This window comes from Rhizobium sp. SRI_017 (genome assembly GCF_057586295.1).
The window spans coordinates 42,222-64,136 of sequence record NZ_JBYCZP010000020.1 but is presented as its reverse complement, the minus strand read 5'-3'; the positions used below and the strand labels follow the sequence as shown (position 1 = coordinate 64,136).

18 protein-coding genes are annotated in these 21,915 nt (G+C 63.8%); 8 read left to right on the top strand and 10 right to left on the bottom strand.

Annotation, left to right across the window (positions count from 1 at the left end):
- Positions 1-55 precede the first annotated feature (55 nt).
- Together AC2YI2_RS29930 and AC2YI2_RS29925 are read left to right on the top strand one after the other, a co-directional pair.
- The gene (locus tag AC2YI2_RS29930; RefSeq protein WP_487390192.1) at positions 56-466 is read left to right on the top strand and encodes a hypothetical protein; all 411 of its coding nucleotides are present in this window, start codon (positions 56-58) and stop codon (positions 464-466) included.
- Between the two features lie 136 nt (positions 467-602).
- Positions 603-1,541, top strand: coding sequence for a DMT family transporter (locus AC2YI2_RS29925; RefSeq protein ID WP_487390191.1), 939 nt, complete (start codon positions 603-605; stop codon positions 1,539-1,541).
- Between the two features lie 8 nt (positions 1,542-1,549).
- Here AC2YI2_RS29925 and AC2YI2_RS29920 read toward each other — a convergent pair whose 3' ends face one another.
- Positions 1,550-2,278, bottom strand: a complete 729-nt coding sequence (locus AC2YI2_RS29920) for an SDR family oxidoreductase (protein WP_487390190.1) — start codon at positions 2,276-2,278, stop codon at positions 1,550-1,552.
- 150 nt (positions 2,279-2,428) lie between these two features.
- On the opposite strand from AC2YI2_RS29920, the gene AC2YI2_RS29915 reads away from it, so the two are divergent.
- Positions 2,429-3,364 (top strand): AraC family transcriptional regulator, encoded by a 936-nt coding sequence (locus AC2YI2_RS29915; protein ID WP_487390189.1) that lies wholly within the window; start codon positions 2,429-2,431, stop codon positions 3,362-3,364.
- Positions 3,365-3,370: 6 nt separating this feature from the next.
- Here the strand turns inward: AC2YI2_RS29915 and ppdK are convergent, their stop codons facing one another.
- From ppdK to mutY, 4 genes are all read right to left on the bottom strand, one after another.
- Positions 3,371-6,040 carry a pyruvate, phosphate dikinase gene (gene ppdK / locus AC2YI2_RS29910; protein WP_487390188.1) on the bottom strand — a complete coding sequence of 890 codons (2,670 nt, stop codon included), beginning with the start codon at positions 6,038-6,040 and terminating at the stop codon, positions 3,371-3,373.
- Positions 6,041-6,164: 124 nt separating this feature from the next.
- Positions 6,165-6,524, bottom strand: a complete 360-nt coding sequence (locus tag AC2YI2_RS29905) for a nuclear transport factor 2 family protein (RefSeq protein WP_487390187.1) — start codon at positions 6,522-6,524, stop codon at positions 6,165-6,167.
- A complete protein-coding gene (locus tag AC2YI2_RS29900) occupies positions 6,524-7,135 on the bottom strand; it encodes an HAD family hydrolase (RefSeq protein WP_487390186.1) in 612 nt (203 codons plus the stop codon). The genes AC2YI2_RS29905 and AC2YI2_RS29900 overlap by 1 nt, the downstream gene beginning before the upstream one ends.
- Before the next feature lie 10 nt (positions 7,136-7,145).
- Positions 7,146-8,225, bottom strand: a complete 1,080-nt coding sequence (gene mutY, locus AC2YI2_RS29895) for an A/G-specific adenine glycosylase (protein WP_487390185.1) — start codon at positions 8,223-8,225, stop codon at positions 7,146-7,148.
- A 60-nt stretch (positions 8,226-8,285) separates the two neighbouring features.
- On the opposite strand from mutY, the gene AC2YI2_RS29890 reads away from it, so the two are divergent.
- The 4 genes from AC2YI2_RS29890 (at position 8,286) to AC2YI2_RS29875 (ending at position 15,502) form a co-directional block, all read left to right on the top strand.
- Positions 8,286-8,792 carry a DUF721 domain-containing protein gene (locus AC2YI2_RS29890; RefSeq protein ID WP_487390184.1) on the top strand — a complete coding sequence of 169 codons (507 nt, stop codon included), beginning with the start codon at positions 8,286-8,288 and terminating at the stop codon, positions 8,790-8,792.
- Positions 8,793-8,935: 143 nt separating this feature from the next.
- A complete protein-coding gene (locus AC2YI2_RS29885) occupies positions 8,936-9,595 on the top strand; it encodes a DsbA family protein (RefSeq protein WP_487390183.1) in 660 nt (219 codons plus the stop codon).
- A gap of 75 nt (positions 9,596-9,670) precedes the next feature.
- Positions 9,671-13,129 carry a chromosome segregation SMC family protein gene (locus AC2YI2_RS29880; protein ID WP_487390182.1) on the top strand — a complete coding sequence of 1,153 codons (3,459 nt, stop codon included), beginning with the start codon at positions 9,671-9,673 and terminating at the stop codon, positions 13,127-13,129.
- A gap of 114 nt (positions 13,130-13,243) precedes the next feature.
- Positions 13,244-15,502, top strand: coding sequence for an MHYT domain-containing protein (locus AC2YI2_RS29875; protein ID WP_487390181.1), 2,259 nt, complete (start codon positions 13,244-13,246; stop codon positions 15,500-15,502).
- Here AC2YI2_RS29875 and otsB read toward each other — a convergent pair.
- Positions 15,494-16,294: a trehalose-phosphatase gene (otsB, locus tag AC2YI2_RS29870; protein WP_487390180.1), complete on the bottom strand. Its 801-nt coding sequence runs from the start codon at positions 16,292-16,294 to the stop codon at positions 15,494-15,496. The two genes, AC2YI2_RS29875 and otsB, sit on opposite strands and share 9 nt — an antisense overlap.
- Positions 16,295-16,414: 120 nt before the next feature.
- Here otsB and AC2YI2_RS29865 point away from each other — a divergent pair, with 120 nt between their 5' ends.
- Entirely contained in the window at positions 16,415-17,524 is a 1,110-nt protein-coding gene (locus tag AC2YI2_RS29865; RefSeq protein ID WP_487390179.1) for an ROK family protein, read from the top strand.
- A gap of 64 nt (positions 17,525-17,588) precedes the next feature.
- On the opposite strand, the gene AC2YI2_RS29860 is transcribed toward AC2YI2_RS29865, so the two are convergent.
- The 4 genes from AC2YI2_RS29860 to AC2YI2_RS29845 form a co-directional block, all read right to left on the bottom strand.
- Positions 17,589-17,990 (bottom strand): hypothetical protein, encoded by a 402-nt coding sequence (locus AC2YI2_RS29860; RefSeq protein ID WP_487390178.1) that lies wholly within the window; start codon positions 17,988-17,990, stop codon positions 17,589-17,591.
- A 69-nt stretch (positions 17,991-18,059) separates the two neighbouring features.
- Positions 18,060-19,448: an FAD-binding oxidoreductase gene (locus AC2YI2_RS29855; RefSeq protein ID WP_487390177.1), complete on the bottom strand. Its 1,389-nt coding sequence runs from the start codon at positions 19,446-19,448 to the stop codon at positions 18,060-18,062.
- Between the two features lie 376 nt (positions 19,449-19,824).
- A complete protein-coding gene (locus tag AC2YI2_RS29850; RefSeq protein WP_487390176.1) occupies positions 19,825-21,192 on the bottom strand; it encodes a GAF domain-containing protein in 1,368 nt (455 codons plus the stop codon).
- Positions 21,189-21,737 (bottom strand): hypothetical protein, encoded by a 549-nt coding sequence (locus AC2YI2_RS29845; RefSeq protein WP_487390175.1) that lies wholly within the window; start codon positions 21,735-21,737, stop codon positions 21,189-21,191. Before AC2YI2_RS29845 ends, AC2YI2_RS29850 begins: the two co-directional genes overlap by 4 nt.
- Between the last annotated feature and the right edge of the window lie 178 nt (positions 21,738-21,915).

Sequence of the window (21,915 nt, the reverse complement as noted above, 5' to 3'; positions counted from 1 at the left end):
ATCTTTCCAATGAGGGTCCAAGGGCCGGGGGGCGATCGATCAGGAGTATTCGACCATGCAGACGACACCCGACGCCCCGAAGGCAATGCCGCTGGCAGCGATCCGCCCTGATGACACCAAGGCAACGTCGCCTGTCGAGTTCATCGAACTCGGACTCGGGCTCGAAATGCTCCTCGAGAGCCATCCTGTTTTCGCTGATGCCGTCAAGGCTGCGCTGCTGCCGCTCGATGGCGAGTTGCTGTTTGAACTTCCATTGGGTGAACAGCCCGATGGCAAGGGTCGTGTGGCCGCCGTGCGCCTTGCCTATGAAGGCTCCGACGACCGGCGCATCGCCTTCGCCGTTCTCTCCGACGATGGATTGGAAGCCAGCATCCACACACCCGACGCCCAGCCGGAGCATCTCAAGAGCTTCGCCGAATCCTTCGTGGATGTGCTGGAGCGTCTGGAAAAAGTCCCGGCGCACTGACGGCGATTATTGGCGGGAGAGTGGCGCGGGCTGCCGCATTCACCGCTTCTCGGGCTTGCATTGATCGATACGCTGGTTATGGAAGGCATTCTCGTCTTCCGTTCCGGCGCGATCGTGCGCCTCTTCGATCGTTTCCATGTCGCAAGTCTCCACAGCTTCCACCCATGATCGTTCCCATTTCCTGATCGGTATCCTTGCGATGCTGGGCGCGGCGCTTGCGATGAGCATTTCGCCGAGCCTCGTGCGGTTTGCCGATGTCGGGCCATTGTCGAGTGCCTTCTGGCGGGTGTTTCTTGCAGTTCCCGTTCTCTGGATGTGGATGCGGGCCGAGGAGCGTCAACCGGGCCAGGCCAAGGGCAAGACCTGGTCGCTGCCGATTGTGCTGACCGGCATCTTCTTCGCCGGCGACCTGCTGCTCTGGCATCTCGCGATCATGAAGACGACGATTGCCAATGCCACTTTCTTTGCCACCATGGCACCGCTCTGGGTGGTGATCTTCGGCTGGCTCGTGCTCAAGCAGCGAGTCGAGAGGACGACGATTGGCGGCCTTGGACTTTGCATCCTCGGCGGCGCCGCGCTCGTCTACCAGAGCCTCGGGCTCAATCCGGCGCGTGCAATCGGTGATGCGCTGGCGATCGGCACAGGCGTATTCTTCGGCCTTTATTTTCTCAGCGTGGGCGCTGCGCGAAAGGACACCGGCGCGGCCCGCGTGACATTCGAAATGAGCCTGATCACCATCGCAATCCTGCTGGTCGCGGCGCTTGTCGTCGAAGGCGATATGATGCCGCATTCGGCCCAGGGCTGGGGCGTATTGTTTGCGCTGGCGCTGGTCAGCCATGCCGGCGGACAGGGCCTGCTGTCGGTGGCGCTCGGCCGGTTGCCGACCGTGTTTTCCTCGCTCGTCATCTTCCTCGAAGCGGTCGCGGCGGCGGGCTTTGCCTGGGTGTTGCAGGGCGAGCCGGTGTCGCTCCTGCAAGCCATCGGCGGCGCGATCATTCTCGGCGGCATCTGGATCGCCCGGCCGAGAAACGAGCGACAGGAAAGTTCGGCGCGAATCGACGCGCCGAACCTTTGATCCTGGCTTTACCAGCCAAGCCGGCCATTGTGATTGAGGAAGCCGGCGGAGATGCCGTTCATGCCGCCGGTCGCCAGCGCAAGCGGGATTTCCGCTGCCTGTGCCACGCTGCGATATCCGACATGGCCATTCATGTCCGTGGCGGTGAAGCCGGGGTCTACGGCATTGACTTTGATGCCGAAGGGCTCGAGGGCCTTGGCGAAGGATATCGTGGCGGCATTCAACGCTGTCTTCGAACTGTTGTAGCCGAGCGAATTGGCGCCGTAGAACTCGCTCGCGGGATCGAGAAGTGCGGTGATCGATCCGAGTTCGCTCGAGATCATCACCACTTGTGCGCCGGACGCCGCCTTGAGCAGTGGGATGAAGGCCTGCGTGACCCGAATCGGCCCGAAGACATTCACCTCGTAGACGTCCTTCACATTGGCGATCGGCTCGTCGGCCGGGGCATTGTCGAAGCCCTGGGCGACGCCGGCATTGTTGACCAGCACGTCGAGCTTGCCGGTCTGGGCAGCGAGCGATTTCGCGGCTTCCGCAACGCTTGCATCGTCGGTCACATCGAGCGGCAGGACATGGGCCTTGAGGCCAAGCGCCCGAAGCTTTGCCGCAGCCTCTTGTCCGCGTTTCTCATCGCGGCAGCCGAGCCAGACTTCGTGGCCCGCTTCGGCAAGCTGTCGAGCGATTTCATGGCCGATGCCTCTGTTGGCGCCGGTGACCAGCGCTGTCTTTGTCGTCGTCATAGTCCGTACTCCTGTTGAAGACGAGGCGGAAAATGGTCCGTCAGGGCGCCTGGGCGTGAGCCGGATTGTGGCGAATTCCTGCCTAATCCTGCCTGATCTTTTCCCAAGGATCGGGTGGCGCTTGACTGGTAAAGCTGCGATTGTCATCTGATGTCGATGCAAGACACGATCACGGAATTGCGCCAACTGGCGCTCACGCATGCGAAAAGCCGCGAAACGGAAACAGCGATCCCGCGCGTCACGATCTCCCGCTGCGACCACTGCGAGGCCACGACCGGTCCGACGCCCTCCTTCTGTGAGCCGATGATCTGCCTGATCCTGCAAGGCGCCAAATGCATCCTGATCGGCGATCGGGCGCTGCATTACGACCAACCGAGTTACTTCATCTCCACGATCGACGTACCGGCGACCGGCGAAATCTATCGTGCCGGGCCTGACCGGCCCTATCTTTCGATCACGCTGAGGTTCGACGCAACGGTCATCTCGGATGTCCTTCTCAGCATGAAAGACAATGCGCCTGCGGCATCGGCCGATCCTGGTTCCGGCTTCGGCATTTCGTCGGTAACACCGGCATTGCTCGATTCATGGCTGAGACTGCTGCGGCTGCTCGACTCGCCTGATGACATTGCCGTGCTCGGGCCGCTGATCGAGCGCGAGATCATCTATCGCCTCCTCGGTGGCCCCTGCGGCGGCATGCTGCGCCAGCTCGCCACCGGCGACAGCCGCCTGGCCCAGGTGCGCCGGGCGATCGGCTGGATTCGCGACAATCTCGCCGAACCCTTCCATGTCGAGGCCCTTGCGTCCCATGCCGGCATGAGCGCCTCGGCCTTCCACCGGCATTTCAAAGCGGTGACGGCGATGAGCCCGATCCAGTACCAGAAGCGGCTCAGGCTCCACGTCGCCCGCCGCCAGCTGATTGCCGAGGGTGGCGACGTCGCCCATGTCGCGTTTTCGGTGGGCTATGAGAGTGCCACCCAATTCAGCCGCGAATATGCGCGGATGTTCGGAGCCTCGCCGGCCAAGGACGGGGCACGGCTGCGGCGGCTGGATGCGGAGGGTGTGGGCGAGATGGCGCAAGTCGCCTAGACCAACCTACCCCCGTCCCACCCGGATCGTCGCCTGTGCCGCCGCGAGCTTGGCGATCGGCACGCGGAAGGGCGAGCATGACACATAATCCAGCTCCGACTCCTCGCAGAAATGGATTGAGACCGGGTCGCCGCCATGCTCGCCGCAGATGCCGAGCTTCAGGCCGGGGCGGGTGCGGCGGCCGCGTTCGGCGGCGATCTTGATCAGTTCGCCGACGCCGTCGAAATCGAGGTTGACGAAGGGATCGCGCTCGATGATGCCCTTCTGGATATAGGTCGGCAGGAAGGCCGAGGCGTCGTCGCGCGACATGCCGAAGGTTGTCTGGGTCAGGTCGTTGGTACCGTAGGAGAAGAACTCGGCGACCTCGGCAATGACATGGGCGCGGAGTGCCGCGCGCGGCAGCTCTATCATGGTGCCGACGAGATATTCGATTGCCATGCCGCTCTCGGCGATGACCGACTGCGCCACCTCGTCGATGCGGGCCTTCACATAATCCAGTTCGGTCTTGAGGCCGACCACCGGCACCATGATCTCGGGGACGACAGCGGCGCCGGTCTTGCGCGCCGCCTCGACGGCGGCCTCGAAGATGGCGCGGGCCTGCATCTCAACGATCTCGGGATGCGAAATGTGCAGCCGGCAGCCGCGATGGCCGAGCATCGGATTGAATTCATGCAACGCGTCGATGCGCTCGCGGAATTCGATCGGGTCCATGCCCATGCGGTTGGCGACGTCGTCGATCTCCTCGTCGGCTTTTGGCAGGAACTCGTGCAGCGGCGGGTCGAGAAGGCGGATCGTTACCGGCAAGCCGTGCATGATCTCGAAGAGTTCGACGAAATCGGCCCGCTGCATCGGCAGGAGCTTGGCAAGCGCCGTACGGCGCTCTTCGACGGTCTCGGAGAGAATCATCTCGCGCATCACGTCGATGCGGTCACCCTCGAAGAACATGTGCTCCGTGCGGCAGAGGCCGATGCCCTCGGCGCCAAATTCCCGGGCCGCGCGGGCATCGGACGGTGTCTCGGCATTGGTGCGCACGCGCATGCGGCGGATTCCGTCCGCCCAGCCCATGATGCGCTCGAAATCGCCGGACAACTCGGGCTGCAGCATCGGTTGGGCGCCCTTGAGCACGTGGCCGGAGGAGCCGTCGATCGAGATGATGTCGCCTTCCTTGAGCTTCTCGCCCTTGGCGACGAGCTCGCGGTTGCGCATGTCGACGCGAAGCGAACCGGCGCCACAGACGCAGGGCAGGCCCATGCCGCGCGCGACCACCGCCGCATGGCTGGTCATGCCGCCGCGAGTCGTCAGGATGCCCTGGGCGGCATGCATGCCGTGGATATCCTCGGGGCTCGTCTCGGTGCGGACGAGGATGACCTTGCGGCCTTCCTTCTTCGCCGCCATCGCCCCCTCGGGCGTGAAAACGATCTCGCCGGTCGCAGCACCTGGTGAAGCGGGAAGGCCCTGGCCGATAATGTCGCGGCGGGCATTGGGGTCGATGGTGGGATGGAGCAGCTGGTCGAGGCTCGAGGGATCGATGCGGTCGACGGCCTCGGCTTGGGAGATCAGGCCTTCATCCACCATGTCGACGGCGATGCGCATCGCGGCGCGTGCCGTGCGCTTGCCGGCGCGGGCCTGCAGCATCCAAAGCTTGCCGCGTTCGATGGTGAATTCGAGGTCGAGCATGTCCTTGTAGTGCGCTTCAAGCCTGGCACAAACAGCGAGGAAATCGGCGAAGGCCTCTGGCATCAGCTTTTCAAGCGAGGGTTTTTCGTTACCGGTCTCGAGGCGCGCGGCCTCGGTAATGCTCTGCGGCGTACGGATGCCGGCCACCACATCCTCGCCCTGGGCATTGACCAGGAACTCGCCATAGAGTTCCTTGGCCCCGGTCGAGGGATTGCGGGTGAAGGCCACGCCGGTGGCAGACGAATTGCCCAGATTGCCGAACACCATAGCCTGGATATTGACGGCCGTACCCCAGTCGGAGGGGATGTTGTGCATGGCGCGATAGGCGACGGCGCGCGGATTCATCCAGCTCGAAAAGATTGCCGACGTCGCACCCCAGAGCTGGGTCATCGGATCTTCCGGAAACGATGTCCCGGCTTCGTCGGCGAGCATTTCCTTGTAGCGCGCGACGATGCCCTGCCACTCGCCGGCCGTGACGTCGGGGTCGAGTTCGCGACCAAGTCGTGCCTTCTCGTCTTCCAGGATTTCCTCGAACGCATCCTGGCCCAGGCCCATGACGACGCCGCCATACATTTCGATGAAGCGGCGATAGGAATCCCAGGCGAAACGCGCGTCGCCGGTATCCTCCGCGAGAGCGCCGACCGTCTCGTCGTTGAGGCCGATATTCAGCACTGTATCCATCATGCCCGGCATGGAGACGCGGCTGCCCGAGCGAACAGCGAGCAGCAGCGGCCGTGTCTTGCCGCCGAACTTCCGGCCCGTCAGATCCTCGATGCGCTGCAGACCCTCGACCACGGCGGCCTTCAGGCCATCGGCAAAGGTGTTGCCATGCTGGAAAAAGTGCGTGCAAGCATCAGTTACAATCGTCATGCCGGGGGGCACAGGCAAGCCGAGGCTCGACATTTCAGCGAGATTGGCGCCCTTGCCACCGAGCTTCTCATGAAGGCTGGCGCGGCCATCGGCCTTGCCGCCGCCAAACGCATAGACCCACTTGGTCATTCCGGCCTCTCTCCCCGCGCGGAATTATGACAGTTGCGCTAAAGGCTTAACGCATCGCGTGAGGTTTGCAAACAGAGCAAGGCAAAGATAATGCTGCATCGCAGCAAAAATGCGACGATGCGGGCTACCGATCAGTGACCTCGACACGCAGGATCCGGCCAGACTCATCGAAGGCGACAATCTCCTCGCCGGAGCGGACAAGCTTGTCGCCGGTCACGCGATGGGTCGCCGCGAGGCTCCAGACCGAGCGGACACGCAATCCGTCCAGCGGCTCGACGACACTGTCCTCGGCAACCTGATCCGGATAGGCATCGAAATAGACGCGGAAGCCCTCCATGATGGGACCGCGGCCGCGGACCACGCCGCCCAGCCCGCCGGAATCATAGACGGCATCCTCGGCGAACATCGCCTCGATGGTCGAAAAGTCCAATTCGTTGATCGCGGCGTGATAGGCGACGAGACGGGCAACCGGATCGAATGCCATCAGAGCAGGCCGAAGCTGCGGAGATCCTCGTCGAGCTTTTCCGGTCCGAGATACTGCACCGCCTGCCAGCCTGCGGCGCGTGCCGCCTGCACGTTGGGCAGCGAGTCATCGATGAAGAACGTCGCCTTCGGGTCGAGGCCGAAGGTCTTGGCGTGAGTCTCGTAGATCGCGGAATCGGGCTTGATGAGGCGGACGCGGGCCGAGACGGTGACGCCGCGCGGCTTCCTCAGGAAGGGGAAGATTTCACAAGCCTGATCGAATGTGTCATCGGCGAAATTGGTGAGCAGCGTCACATCGCGGCCCTCCGATATCAGGCGCTCGAGATGGTCGACGCTGTGCTGGTACGGATGCGGCACCATTTCGTGCCAATGCTTGCGGAAGCCGCGGATATTGTGCGCGTGATCAGGAAATTTCGCGATCAGCAGCTCTTCCGCTTCCTTCCAGGTCCGGCCGCGATCCTGCTCGACATTCCAGTCGTGGGTGCAGACATTCTCGAAGAACCATTTGCGCTCTTCGGCATCCGGGATCAGCCGGGCAAAGGGGAGATCCGGATCGTAATGGATAAGAACCTTGCCGATGTCGAAAACGATATGGCGGATATTGGAGGGCATCTGGTGTCTCTCAGCGTGGTGTCTTGAACGCGGCGGGAATAGCCGCGCTGATCGCTTTTTTCATGACAGTTGGCAAGGCTTCACCGTCAAGATTTATGACCGGGACCCAGAAGCCGTTATCATCACTAGGCCGTTTCGAGAGGTCTGCGCGATAGACGGAAAGCCGGAGCTCGAAATGGGTAAAAACGTGGGTGACGGTTCCGCAGGGCTGCCAATCGGCAGCGAATGGTGCGTGGTCTATCCCCGTGCCGCCGTCGCGGTTCGAGTTCCAGGCCGTGGTCGGCACTTCCGACATTCCGCCGAGCAATCCCTCGGGCGGGCGCTTGCGGAGCAACACGCTGTCGCCGCCATCGACTGCGACGTAAGCGGCGCCTGCTCTGATCGGCTTGGTCTTCTTGTCGGCCTTGACCGGATAGAGTTCCGGATCGCCCTCATGCAGCGCGCGACAACTATCGCGCCAGGGACAGATCGCGCACGCCGGGCGCTTCGGCGTGCAGATCGTCGCGCCGAGATCCATCATCGCCTGCGCGAAGTCGCCGGGACGTATCTGAGGTGTTAGCGTCGCAAGCTGGCGGCGCAGGATTGGCTTTGCGGATGGCAGTGCCTCATCGACACGGAAGATGCGAGCAATGACCCGCTCGACATTGCCGTCCATGACCGGCACTGGCTCGTCGAAAGCGATGGCGGCGATGGCGGCTGAGGTGTAGTCGCCGATCCCGGGCAGTGCGCGAAGCGCTTCCGATGTCTCCGGGAAACGCCCGCCATGGTCGCTCGCGACTGCTTCGGCGCATTTCTTGAGATTGCGCGCGCGAGCGTAATAGCCGAGGCCCGCCCAGGCCTTCATGACGTCCTCGGTATCGGCCGCGGCGAGATCCTCGACGCGCGGCCAGAGGCGGACGAATTTCTCGAAAAAGGCCTTCACCGCCGCAACGGTCGTCTGCTGCAGCATCACCTCGGAAAGCCAGACATGGTAGGGATCGTTGACCACCCCGGTCGCGCGCATGTCAGGCGTCACCCGCCAGGGCAGCTCGCGACGGTGGCGATCGTACCAGGCGAGGAGGTCTTGCGCTTTTGGAGGGGAAAGAGTCATCGATTGCTGCTTAGGCGAATGCAGTCTATGATTCAACGATCAACAGCGGCACGCATTCTCATGTCCACCTTCCAGCGCAGAGGCGCCTTCCAGATCGCCGAGGCGGCCAACGGCCTGCTCGACCCCGTGCTGCAGAAGAAGGCCGGGATCAATACCGCCCTGATCGGCAGTTGGGACGAGATCGCCGGCAGCGATTTTGCCGATTGCACGCGACCTGACAAGATCACTTGGCCGCGCCGCAATGCCGACCGGCATAGCGAGGCGGGCGGCATGGAGGCCGGCGTGCTGACAATCGCCTGCGAAGGCGCCCGCGCGCTTTTCCTTGCCCATGCGCAGGGTGAGCTGATCCAGCGCATCAACGGCTTCTTCGGCTTTCCCGCGATCCGGCAGATCAGGATCGTGCAGAAGCCGGTGAGTGTTCAGACCCCCGCGCGCCGGCGGCTGAGGCCGCTATCTGCCAGCGAGAAGAACCATCTGGAAGAGCTCACCGCCGACATCGAGAGCGAGCCGCTCAAGGCCGCGCTCGACCGTCTCGGCCGCGGCATCTATGGCAGCCGCAAGCGGTGAGAATTACGGTTTTGTAATGAAGCCGCCATGCCATCGCGCAGTCACATTTCTTTGAAGATATAGACCGGACAATAACTTGCGGGCGCCCGATCCAGGGTATATCCAGCACTCACGATCCCGCCGCCTGCCTCGATGGAGACACTATGCTTCTCACCCGCAAAGAATTTCTGAAGTTTCTCGCTGCCGGCACCGCAGTCGCCGCGATCGGCCTTCCCCTCTCGTCCGCCGTCGCCCAGCAAGTGCCGCAGCCCGAGGGCAGCGTCGACGTGGCGAAGCTGATGGCACCGGGCGCGCTGCCGGAACAGTCGATCGGCAAGGCTGACGCGCCGGTCACGATTGTCGAATATATGTCGATGACCTGCCCGCATTGCGCTGCTTTCCATCGCGAAACCTTCGATGCGATCAAGGAAAAGTATGTCGACACCGGCAAGGTACGCTTCGTCCTTCGCGAATTCCCGCTCGACAACAAGGCGGTGGCTGCGATCATGATTGCGCGCTGCGCACCGGAAGGCCAGTATTTCCCGCTCGTCTCGGCGCTGTTCAAGAGCCAGATGACATGGGCCACGGCTGACGACGTGCGTGCTGCACTCCTGCAAATGTCGAAGCTCGCCGGTTTTACACAGGAGAGCTTCGAGGCCTGCTTGACGAACCAGAAGCTTCTGGATGATGTGATCAAGGTGCGGGAAGCGGGCGGCAATGACTTCGGTGTCAGTTCCACCCCCACATTCTTCATCAACGGCCAGCGCTATGCCGGGGGAATGAGTGTTGCAGAAATGTCGGCCATCATTGACGCCGCACTCTAGTCATTCTTCCACCGTGCTTTTCAAGGGCGGCGGCCTTGGGCTGCTGCCCTTTCGCATTTTCATGAGGCACACCTCATGAAGTTCACCAAGCTCCGCCTCACCGGTTTCAAGTCCTTTGTCGAACCGTCCGAATTCCTGATCGAACCCGGGCTCACCGGCGTGGTCGGCCCGAATGGCTGCGGCAAGTCGAACCTGGTGGAAGCGCTGCGCTGGGTGATGGGCGAGAATTCCTATAAGAACATGCGCGCGTCGGGCATGGATGACGTGATCTTCTCCGGCTCAGGCCAGCGCCCTGCCCGCAACTCGGCAGAGGTCGGTCTCTTCATCGAGAATTCCGACCGCACCGCGCCCGCCGCCTTCAACGACGCCGATGAGTTGCAGGTATCGCGACGGATCGAGCGCGAACAGGGGTCGGTTTATCGCATCAACGGCAAGGAAGCGCGCGCGCGGGATGTGCAGTTGCTCTTCGCCGACGCCTCCACCGGCGCCCGCTCGCCGGCCATGGTCGGCCAGGGCCGCATCGGCGAACTGATCCAGGCCAAGCCGCAGGCGCGGCGGCAACTGCTGGAAGAGGCAGCCGGCATTTCCGGCCTGCATTCGCGGCGGCACGAGGCGGAACTGCGGCTGAAGGCAGCCGAGAACAATCTCGAACGTCTGGAAGACGTCACCACCACGCTGTCGACCCAGATCGAAAGCCTTAAACGGCAGGCGCGGCAGGCGAGCCGTTACAAGAGCCTGTCATCGGCGCTGCGCGCTGAAGAAGCAAAGCTGCTGCACATCCGCTGGGCACAGGCCAAGAGCGCAGAGGGCGAGGCCGAAAGCGTGCTGAACCAGGCGACCAATACGGTCGCCGAGCGTGCGCAGGCCCAGATGGAAGCCGCCAAGAACCAGGCCATCCAGGGGCTCCGACTGCCCGAGCTGCGCGAAGAAGAGGCCAAGGCTGCGGCCGCCCTGCAACGTCTGACGATCGCGCGCGGACAGCTCGAAGAGGACATGCGCCGGCTGGAGACCCGCCGGCAGGAGCTGCAGCGCCGCATCACCCAGCTTGCCGCCGACATAGAACGCGAGCGCCAGCTCGTCGCCGGCAACGCCACCATCGTCGATCGGCTCGATGAGGAAGAGCAGGAACTGCGCGAGGCGCTGGAGAATGCCACGGAGCGCGCCGCGGAGCTGGCCGAGGCACTGAGTGCCGCCGGCACCGCGGCGGCCGAGGCCGAAGAGGTGATGCAGGCGCTCACCGCAGAACGCGCCGAAGCAGCGGCGAGCCGGCAGCAGTTGGAACGCTTCCTTGCCGATCTTGCACAGCGCCGGCTCAGGCTCGAGCGACAGGTGACCGAAGCGCGTGATGAGCTTGCGGCGGTGGAAGCCAAGCTCGCTGCGCTGCCCGATCCGGCGGAGAAGGAAATTGAGCTCGAGGCCGCCGAACTGGCACATGCTGACGGCGAGAAAGCACAGGCCCATTCGGAGAAATCGCTGGCCGAGGCGCGATCAGCCCAACAGGAGGCACGTAAGCCCGTTGATGACGCCCGCGGCCGTTTGCGCGCGATCGAGACCGAATCCACCACCATCGCCCGCATGCTGGCGGCCGCAAGCACCGGTGATCATGCCCCAGTCGCTGAACAGATCCAGGCTGATCCTGGGCTTGAAGCCGCCCTCGGCGCCGTGCTCGGCGACGATCTTGATTCCGCGCTGGACCCCGCCGCCGCCGCCTTCTGGATCATGCCGGGCGACAGCACGGGTGATCCCTCCCTGCCGTCGGGTGCGACACCCCTCATGGGCCATGTCCGAGCGCCCCCAGAACTCCATCGCCGTTTGCGCCAGATCGGCATCGTCGACGGGGCCTCCGGCAACAACCTCCAGAAGGCGCTGAAGCCGGGTCAACGGCTCGTGTCCCGGGAAGGGGCGGTCTGGCGCTGGGATGGCCACGTCGCCCGTGCCGGTGCGCCGAGCGCGGCAGCGCTGCGGCTCCAGCAGCGGAACCGTCTGACGGCACTAGAGACTGAGGCCGAGGAGGCGCGCATCCTGCTCGAAGACTGCGAGACGAGGCTGGACGAAGCGACGGATCGGGTTCGCATCGGTGAAGAACGGCTCAACGCCAACCGCGACATGGTGCGGCTGCTGGCCCGTAAGCTCAACGAAGCCCGCGAAGCCGCGCTCCAGGCCGAGCGCGCCTCGGCCGACCTCATGCGCCGGCGCGATACGGTGGCGCAGCAGATCGAAGGTTTCGACACGCAGACGGAGGAAATCGGCATCGCTGAAGAGGATGCGCGGATTGCGTTGTCCGACGCGGCCGATCTCTCAGCGCTCGATTTCCGGCTGCGTGAGCAAAGCCTCAGTGTCGCCGAGAAGCGTGCGGCACTGGCGGAGGCCCGGGCGATCAATGATACCGAAGCGCGCGAGAACGATGCCCGCCGCCGGCGCCTGACGAGCATTGCCGCCGAAAAGCAGGTCTGGCGCGAACGCGAGGCGAGTGCCGCCAGCCAGATTGCAACGCTGAGCGATCGCGAGGAAGAAGCGCGGATCGAACTAGAGGATCTCGTCGCCGCCCCGGAAGAATTCGAGGAAAAGCGCATTGCGCTGATGAACGAGATCAGCAAGGCGGAAGCGGCGCGCCGGCAAGCCGCCGACAAGCTGGCGTCGCAGGAAAATCTCGAGCGCGACGCCGACCGGGCAGCGCGCGATGCGCTTGTGGGACTTGCGGAAGCACGCGAACAGCGCGGCCGCGCCGAGGAGCGTCTCGTCTCCGCCCGCGACTGGCGTATCGCCCAGGAAACACGCATCCGCGAGGCGCTCGACACTGAGCCCCATCTCGTGCTCCGGCTCACCGGGCTCGCCCCCGACGCGCCGCTACCCGATGTCCGCACGATCGAGATCGAGCTTGAACGGCTGAAGATGGAGCGCGAGCGGCTTGGCGCCGTCAATCTGCGCGCCGAGGAGGAACAAGCGGAGTTGACAGAGAAGCTCGATGTGCTGACCCGCGAGCGCGACGACATTATCGATGCAATCCGGAAGCTGCGGACCGCGATCCAGAACCTCAACCGCGAAGGCCGCGAGCGTCTGATGAATGCCTTCGACGTCGTCAACACCCAGTTCAAGCGGCTCTTCACCCATCTCTTCAACGGTGGTGAGGCCGAGCTGCAGCTGATCGAGAGTGACGACCCGCTCGAAGCCGGCCTCGAAATCCTCGCGCGCCCGCCCGGCAAGAAGCCGCAGACCATGACGCTGCTCTCAGGCGGCGAGCAGGCGCTGACGGCGATGGCGCTGATCTTCGCCGTCTTCCTCACCAATCCGGCACCGATCTGCGTGCTCGACGAAGTCGATGCGCCGCTCGACGACCACAATGTCGAGCGCTACTGCAACCTGATGGACGAGATGGCGGCCACGACCGACACCCGCTTCCTGATCATCACGCATAATCCCATCACCATGGCCCGCATGAACCGCCTCTACGGCGTGACCATGGCCGAACAGGGTGTCTCGACGCTTGTCAGCGTCGACCTGCAGACGGCAGAGCAACTGCGCGAGGCCGTGTGAACCAGCGGCCCATGAGCCGTGCGATCTAGCTTTCTCGCATGACCTGGAGCATGTTGTGCCTTATGATTCAGCGTGCTTTGGCAGAGCGAAAGCTAGGACAGGCTGCGAGTTCGCATGACTTCGGGTACCTATGATGCAACGCTGGTCGTCCTCTCGATCGTGATCGCGATCGTGGCGTCCTACACCGCATTGGACCTCGCGGGGCGCATCAAGGCGGCCACCGGCCGCGCAGCCTCGGCAAGCTGGCTGATCACGGCCGCGCTCGCCATGGGCGGCGGTATCTGGTCGATGCATTTCGTCGCCATGCTGGCTTTCAGCATGCCCGGCATGGACGTCTCCTACGACGTGGGCGTGACGCTGCTGTCGCTTCTCCTGGCGATCGTCGTCACCGGCATCGGCTTCCTCGTGGTGAGCCGATCGAAAGGCGAGTGGCTGCCTCTCATCGCGAGCGGAGTGTTGATGGGTGTCGGCATCGCCGGCATGCACTATACTGGCATGGCGGCGATGCAAATGCCGGCTGCAATCAGCTATAATGCGATCTGGGTGACCGTCTCGGTCCTCATCGCCGTTGCCGCGGCGATTGCAGCACTCTGGCTTGCGTTCGCCCACACGGGCTTCCTGCAGAAGGCGCTCGCTTCGGTCTCCATGGGCGCCGCGGTTGCGGGCATGCACTATACGGGCATGCTGGCAGCCACTTATTCGGTCAATCACGCTGTCGAACACGTCCATAACCCGACCACCTTCACCCCGATCGGCCTGGCGCTGGGGATCGCGGCCACGACCTTCTTCATCCTCGGCCTGGCCCTCATCGCCTCGATCTTCGACAGGCGTTTCGCCGTGCTTGCCGAAAGCGAATCCAAGGTGTTGCGGCGAAGCGAGGAACGCTTCCGCAGCCTCTATCGCAAGACGCCGATGCCTTTGTTCTCAATGACCGAGACCGGCAAGCTGACCGAAGTGTCGGATGATTGTCTCGACCTCATCAGCGTCGCGCGCTCGGCGATGCTTGGCCAACCATTCGACAGCTTCATGCCGGATGATTCCGCCGCCCATTGGCGCGCCGGTTTCCGTGCGATGCTGTTGAAGGACGGCTTCTTCGAAGGTGAGTTCCAGGTGCTCGGCCCGAATGGCAGGACAATCGATGTCTACGCCTCCGCACGGCTGGAGGTGTCAGACGAAGGCGGGATTGCGGTGTTGGGCGGCCTCGTCGATGTCACGAACAGGAAAAACGCGGAAGCGGCGCTGCGCCAGGCGCAGAAGATGGAAGCCATCGGCCAGTTGACTGGCGGCATCGCTCACGACTTCAACAACCTGCTCGCGGTCATCATCGGTAATCTCGAAATGCTCAACAAGCGCATCAAGGAGGATCCGAGGCTTCAGCGACAGGTCGGAGCCGCCCTGGAGGCTGCACGCCGCGGAGCCAACTTGACTCAGCGCATGCTGTCCTTCGCACGGCAGCAGCATCTGAGCCCCTCGGGCGTGGATGTCGGCGAACTCGTGAGCGGCATGAACGAGCTTCTGCAGCGGTCGCTCGGCCCGCAGTTCGCAATCAAGACCAGCTTTCCGGAAGCGCCGGTTCTGGCCCATGCGGATGCCCACCAGTTGGAAATGGCGCTGCTCAATCTGGTGGTCAATGCGCGTGACGCACTCGGTGAAAGCGGCACGATCGAAATCACGGCCTCGCTCCGCCAGGTGAACCCTGGCGATCGCCGGGCACTGGAGCCGGGAGACTATGCCGTATTGTCGGTGATCGACCAAGGTCTCGGCATGGACCAGAAGACGCTCATCCGGGCACACGAACCCTTCTTCACCACCAAGGGGGTCGCCAAGGGCACCGGCCTCGGTCTTTCCATGGTCCACGGCTTTGCCCAGCAATCCGGTGGGCGGCTCGATATCCTCAGCAGCCCAGGCACCGGCACGACAGTGGAGATATGGCTGCCGGCCGCACAGGCGCCGCGCGTTGCAACGGTAACGGCCAACCAGGAAGAAAGCCCTGCGATGGGCGGCCTGCGCATCCTCTGCGTGGACGACGACGCGCTCGTACTGATGAGCACGGTGGATATGCTGGAGGAAATGGGCCACCAAACGGTGTCGACATCGAGCGGCCAGGCAGCACTCTCAGTGCTCGAAGAGGACAATGCTTCCTTCGACCTGCTCCTGACCGACCAGGCCATGCCCGGCATGTCGGGACTGCAGCTTGCGGCGAAGGTCCGGCAATCGCATCCACCGCTCTCCATCATCGTCGCCACTGGCTATTCGGAACTGCGGGAAAACACGGAGCTCAATCTACCGGTGCTGCGCAAACCCTTCACCCAGGCAGATCTTGCGCGCGCCATCGCGTCCGCGACTGCCGCCAGCGGAACGCAGTCAGCCTGAGCGTTCGCCGCCAAGCCTGGCAATCGCGTCCCGGACATGGCGAGGTGACGGGATGGTGCCCATCGCACAGGTCTTGGCATCACGCTGGCCAACCCGGAAGGTGAGGCCGCCGCGGGCATTGGCGACGGCGAACATGCTCTCGTCGGTCAGGTCATCACCGAGCGCGATGGGCAGCCGACCGTTGAAGGGCGGCTCGCTGAGGAAGCGCTCGACCGCGTCACCCTTGCTCGCGCGCGCCGGCCGGATCTCATACACCATCTTGCCGAGCTGCAGGGCCCAATTCGGGCCGGCCGCCTCGGCGAAGGCCCGCATGCGTTCGCCCAGCGTCAGTTCATATTCCGGGGCCAGCCGGTAGTGAGCTGCTACGGCGCCGCCCTTGTCCTCGATCAGCACGCCCTGCATGTCCTTCGTCTCTTCGACGAGAGCCGCCTTCAATCTCGCAAAAGCCGGCGGCGCATCGGCATAGATCTGGCTGCCGTCCGCTCCGCGCATTTCAGCGCCGTGCAGCCCGGCGATAGGAAATGGGAATGGGTCGAAGAGCGCATCGGCATAGACAAGCGCGCGGCCCGTGACGAGCGCGAGCGCGCCGCTGAGTTTCATGCGCAGGCGCTCGATGTTGCCGGGTAGTTCCGGCGGGACAAAAATCTCGTCCGGCGTCGGCGCGAGATCGAGCAGGCAGCCGTCGATATCGAGGAAGACCGCCCAATTGTCAGGCTCGCGCTGGAGCAGGGCAAAGGCCTCCTCATAGGAGATGCTCCGCTCCTCCGGCATGTCCGCCCTTGCTGTGCTCATATCGCTCTCCGGATGTTTGGCCATCAAACGCCTGGGGGCAATGCTCCGTTCCAGCAAAGGAACCGCCCTTCCCTGTCGCGCGTTTTCGAGAACGTCCCAAAGCGGTTCAAGGAGAGCGAAATGGCAGCAGGCAAGACGAAGCGAAAGTCCGGCGATGGCGCACCCCTCGAGCACGGCGCGCAGGATCTGCCCTCCGTCCTCGTCGAGGCCTATAACAATGAATTGAAGGACAAGGAGGGCTTCATCGGCGACCGCGCGCGCAAGGCGGCCTTCCAGGAAAAGATCGATGAATGGCGCAAGCATCTGCGCAAGGCCGGGGATGACCCGCTGGGCGACACACCGACGGCCGATCTGTCCAAGAAGCAGATCGACAGGATCCTCCAAGGCAGCGACAAGGAGGCCGCGGCGGTGGTGATGGGTGCCATCGAGGACTATGCCGGCGAGCTGGCACAGGTGCTCGGCCGTTATCTCAAGCACGAGAGTTGGAAGAAGACCGAGCGCATCGTCGTGGGCGGAGGTTTTCGCGACAGCGCCGTCGGCGAATTGGCAATCGCGCGCGCTGGCATCCTGCTCAAGGCCGATGGGCGCAAGGTCGAGCTGGTGCCCATCGTCCACCACCCCGATGATGCCGGCCTGATCGGTGCGGCCCACCTGATGCCGGCCTGGATGCTGAAGGGCAACCAGGCAATCCTGGCCGTCGATATCGGCGGCACCAACATGCGGGCCGGCGTGATCGAACTTAAACTCGACAAGCATGTCGATCTATCGGAGGCGAAGGTGTGGAAATCGCTGCTCTGGCGCCATGCCGATGAGAGCCCGTCACGCAGCGCGGCCGTCGAGGAACTCGCCGGCATGCTGAAGAAGCTGATCGCCAAGGCCGAGAAGAGCAAGCTGAAGCTCGCGCCCGTCATCGGCATCGCCTGCCCCGGCATCATCGAAGCCGATGGCGCGATCGACCGTGGCGGCCAGAATCTGCCGGGCGGCAACTGGGAGAGCGATCACTTCAACCTGCCGCAGGAACTGCGCAAGATGATCCCCGAAATATCAGGGGATCCGAGCTTCATCGTCATGCACAATGACGCCGTGGTCCAGGGCCTGTCGCAGATCCCTTTCATGCAGGACATCAGGAGCTGGGGGGTGGTGACGATTGGCACGGGCCTCGGCAACGCGCATTTCAGCAACAAGAGTAAGCCGGCCGACGGCGAGATCGCCGACAAGAAGGCGGCGTGACCACCGCGGCAACGGCAGCGGTCACGCCCCTGGCGCGCGGCAGGCGGATGCGCGCGGCCTTTTCTTACTCGGCAGGCTGGAAGACCGCGGATACGGCGCGACCGCGCGTGAAAACGACGGCGGCGAACAGGACCACGCCGAGCGCCACGGCCATGGAGGCCCCACCCAGAACCGGTTCGATCTCGGGATGGCCGACATAGAGGTAGTAGAGCGCTGGTAGCATCACGAGCAGGCCAAGCGTAAAGACCGTACACTGGATACGCGGCAGCCATCCGGAGGCCTTCTGCGGATTGAGCGCGTAGTAGCCGCCGAAAAGAGCACTCGTCACCCAGCCGAGCAGGTTGATATGGGCATGCACCGGCGCGAGGCTGTGATTCTGGCTGATGGCCATGGCAAGGCCGAGCGTGATGCCTGACATCAGATAGAGGATGGCCATGCCGAAATAGAAGCGGGAAATGGTGGGCATTCGTCGTCCCTTCGAGACTGTGAGCGTAGCAGGAGGCCGGGCGCCGCGGGGCGCGGCGCCCGGTACCCTTCAAGCGGCAGACTTCAGCGAAGCCGCCAATGACTGGGCGTTGCGGAAGGTGCCCTTGGGGTCGTATTTCGTCTGCAACATTTGTAACTTCGTCCAGGCCGCCTGCGAGTAGCTGTCTGCAAGCCGCGTCGGCCGGTCGAGATCGGCCTCGCCGACATAGGCGCCGATGGTCGTCGGGGCCATGACCTTGCCGACCTGGCGGATCCAGGCATGGTTGGCCTCATCGGCCGCCGGATCGTCCCAGATCGAATAGGCCGCAGCGAAGACCGGGCCAGCCATGGAGAAGGCCACGTCGGGCATCGGCTTGTCGAGCGCGGAGGGCGGCAGCACGACGCCGAGCGAGAAGGTCCGAGGTGATGGCGCCCTGGCCGTCTCGGCCGCCAGCCGTGCCAGCACGCCGTCATTGTCATGACCCGACCAGAACGTATCGACCGCATAGCGGTGACCTTCCGGGAAGAACTGGCCGATGATCGCATAGAGCACGTCGAAGGGCGTCGGGATGAATTGCTGGATATCGAGCGCACCTGATGGAGCGAGTGCGGCGACTCTTCCGAGTGTGGCGGTCGCTTCTTCCGGCGTATCGGCGAAGACGGTGGCGATACCGGTCGCGACCTTCGACACCTTGTCGGCGAGTGGCGGCGGGGCGCTCGAGGCCATGAAGGTGAATTCGACATTGGCGGGAACGACCTTCATCGTCTCATGCATCCAGCGCTCGACCCGGGCGGCATCTTCTATCGGATAGGTGAAGACGCTGGTCGTGATCGCGCGCGGGAGAGGACGCAACTTCAGGCGATAGGCGACGACGACGCCGAGAAATTCCGGACCGCCGCCACGGACCGCCCAGAAGATTTCCGGGTTTTCAGTCTCGCTCGCGCGATGGACCCCGCCGTCGGCGAGCACGACATCGACGCTCGCGACATTGAAGCAGGCCACGCCCCATTCACCGGAATTCCATCCGAAGCCGCCGCCCAGCAGATAGCCGGACAGCGGCACCGAGGCGCAATGGCCGAGCGGGAAGGCCAGGCCATGCGCGCCCAGGAGCCGTGCGGCATCGCCGTTGCGGACGGTCGGGCCGACGCTTGCGATCATCTGGTCGGTATCGACCTCGATATGATTGAGCGCCGAGAGGTCGAGCACGATGCCCTCCTGGACCGCGATGCCGGAGAACTGGTGGCCGGCGCCGCGCGCCGAAACGCGCAGTCCGGCCGCGGCCGCAAAGCGCACCGCAGCCTGCACATCGGCCACCGAGGCGACCCGGACGATGGCGTCGGGGAAGCGCATCGGCTTGCGGCCGTTCCAGACCAGTGCATTGCGGGTGGCAGCATAATGCACCTCGTCGCGGGTGACCACGTCACCGCTGAGAGAGCGCTTGAGATCGTCGAAATTCATTGTCCACACCTTGAATAGGATTGCTCTGATGGCACCGACGCTGGCCTCGTTCCTCGGGTCGCAGCGGCAGCACCCTGATGACGGGGCTGATAGGGCAAGTGATTGCTAAGTGCTCGCTAAGAGTTCGCTCAGCGAATACTCAAAGATTGCTAAGGGTTGGAAATCTCGGGGGTTGAGGGAGGTATGGGGCAAGAAAGACCCCGCCCCGCCCCCTCCCCATAAGGGGGAGCGGCCAACTCGTGGCTTCGCCTCGCGTCACTCAAGGACGCGACTTGCAGCAACGTTGAGGTTCTCGGAGAAGGGCGCGGCACGGTAAGCCCCTCCCCCTTGTGGGGAGGGGTTTGGGGCGGGGTCTTTGTTTGCCGGCTATCGAGGCCTACGAGGCCTTCGCCCGCATCGCCTCGCCCGAGATCTCCTCGATCGCCAGCGGCCGCGAGCTCACCAAGCGGAACCGGCCACGGCCGCATTTTTCGATCTTCACCTCGGTCGAACGTTCGGCCAGCCGGCGGTTCAGCAGCACCAGCCGGGCTTCGAGGTTCTCCGAAAACGCCGGCAGCCGCAGCACCGGATCGAGCCGCAATTCGCGATTGGTGAATTCGTCGCGACCTTCGCCGACAAACTCGCAGACGAGCTTGCGGAAGATCGCGCCGGCAACGCCCTTGATGAGATAGTCGCCATCCAAGAAGACGCTGTTATCGGCCGGGTAATGGCGCACGACGAGAGCATCGGCGGCGGCAGGCACTTGCGGCATGATGCGCGGGGACGGCAATGTCAGGCCTTCATGCTGTTCGAGCAGCGCGAAGGTCGAGCCGAAATGATCGGCGACGATCGCCAATGCGTCCTCGCTATTGTAGCTGAAGCTCATCGCATCACGGCTCTCGCAGAAAAGCACGCCGATCGTGCGGCCGCATTGGACGATCGGCACCGCCACCTGGCTCTCAGGCGCAGCCAGTCCCGGGAAGGGGATTTCCGTCACCGAGGCCCAGTCGAGGCCCGATTTCTGCGCCGTGTCGCGCACGGCGGCGCCATAGGAATAATCCGAGCTCATATGACCGATGCGGATCGGCACGCTTTCGCGCGCTGCGGCGCCGATGACGCCCTCGCCGACCGAGACTTCCGAGCCGATGCCAGACAGCGGATAGCCGCGCGACGCGACGGTGTAGAGCCGCCGGCGCGCCTCGTCGAGCATCAGGATGATCGAGTGTTCGATGCCGAGATGCTGCTGCAGCGCCGCCAGCGTGCGGTCGCAGAGTTCGTTGAGATCGCGGCAGCGCGACAGCTCGGCACAGACGCGACGCGTCGCCGGCAGCAGATTGCTCTCGCCGGGGCAGACCTGCAGCCGTTGGCCCGGCAGCATCTCGACCGCGGTGACGCGAAAGATGTCCGCGCCGAGCAGCTTGAACACGCCATGCATGCCGGTATGCGAGGCGATGCCGGCGAGTTTGGCCTTCATGCTCTCGAAGAGCGGGCCGCTGGTCTGGGTCTCCTCATAGTCTAGCTCCATGCGGAACTGCGCCATGGTCGCGGGATCGATGACGACCACGGAGGCGGCCCGGGTCGACAGGATGTTGCGGCGCGTCTTGTTGAAGAACTGGTAGGACAGCGCGACCCGACGCGAGTCGACATAGTGGACCTGCGACAGCAGCGAGACATTGGGCATGCCGTCGGGATCCGTGGTCGCCAGAATCGACGGCACGTAGCCTTCGAAACAGTCGCGCAACGGTTCGATTCGGATCTTGCTCATGGCGCCAAAACCTCGCCTGCCCCCGGCCCCGGCGTCTGCACGAAGGCATCCTTCGGCGAGAACTCGATCGCGACGATCTCTTCCGGATGATAGGCGGTATAGGTCGCGGAAAAACGCAGCGGATAATTGACGAAAACGAGGTCGTTCTCGAAATCCTTGACCTGCCGGGCGACCAAATCAAGATCACCGGCTTCGAGTCCGACCGGCCGCACCTGAGATCCCTTGACCTGGATGGAGCGATGATTGCGCGGCGCCGAGAAGGTCACCGCGATCGGCGAGCCGGCCGAGAAGGCGGCGAGCAGCGCGGTATTGCCGGGCTCGGGGAGGAAGATGCGCATCGTGCCATCTGGCGTGATGCGGCAGGCCTTGCCGCGACCGGCCATCGGCATGCCGTCGGCGGTGCTGGCGGCAATGACGACACTGACGCCGCTCTCGCAGAATTCCGCGAGTTCCTGGGTGAGGACGCCGGCGATGACCGGTCCCGCCCATTGGCGTCGAGCTTCGATATCCTGAAATGGCGTGAAGGGCTGCAAGGCACGTGGCATGGCAGTCTGAAGTCCCGGTGCGGAACCGTTGTCCCAATGCGCCGTTCGGTCCCTGGTCCGGCGCAATGAAGGATACGTTTCAGAATTGCCGGCTATTCGAGGGAATCTGATCTGAATCTGAAATGGCGGGCACTGCCATAATTTGGCAGTGCACGCCCCTATTCTGTCAGCCTGTTTC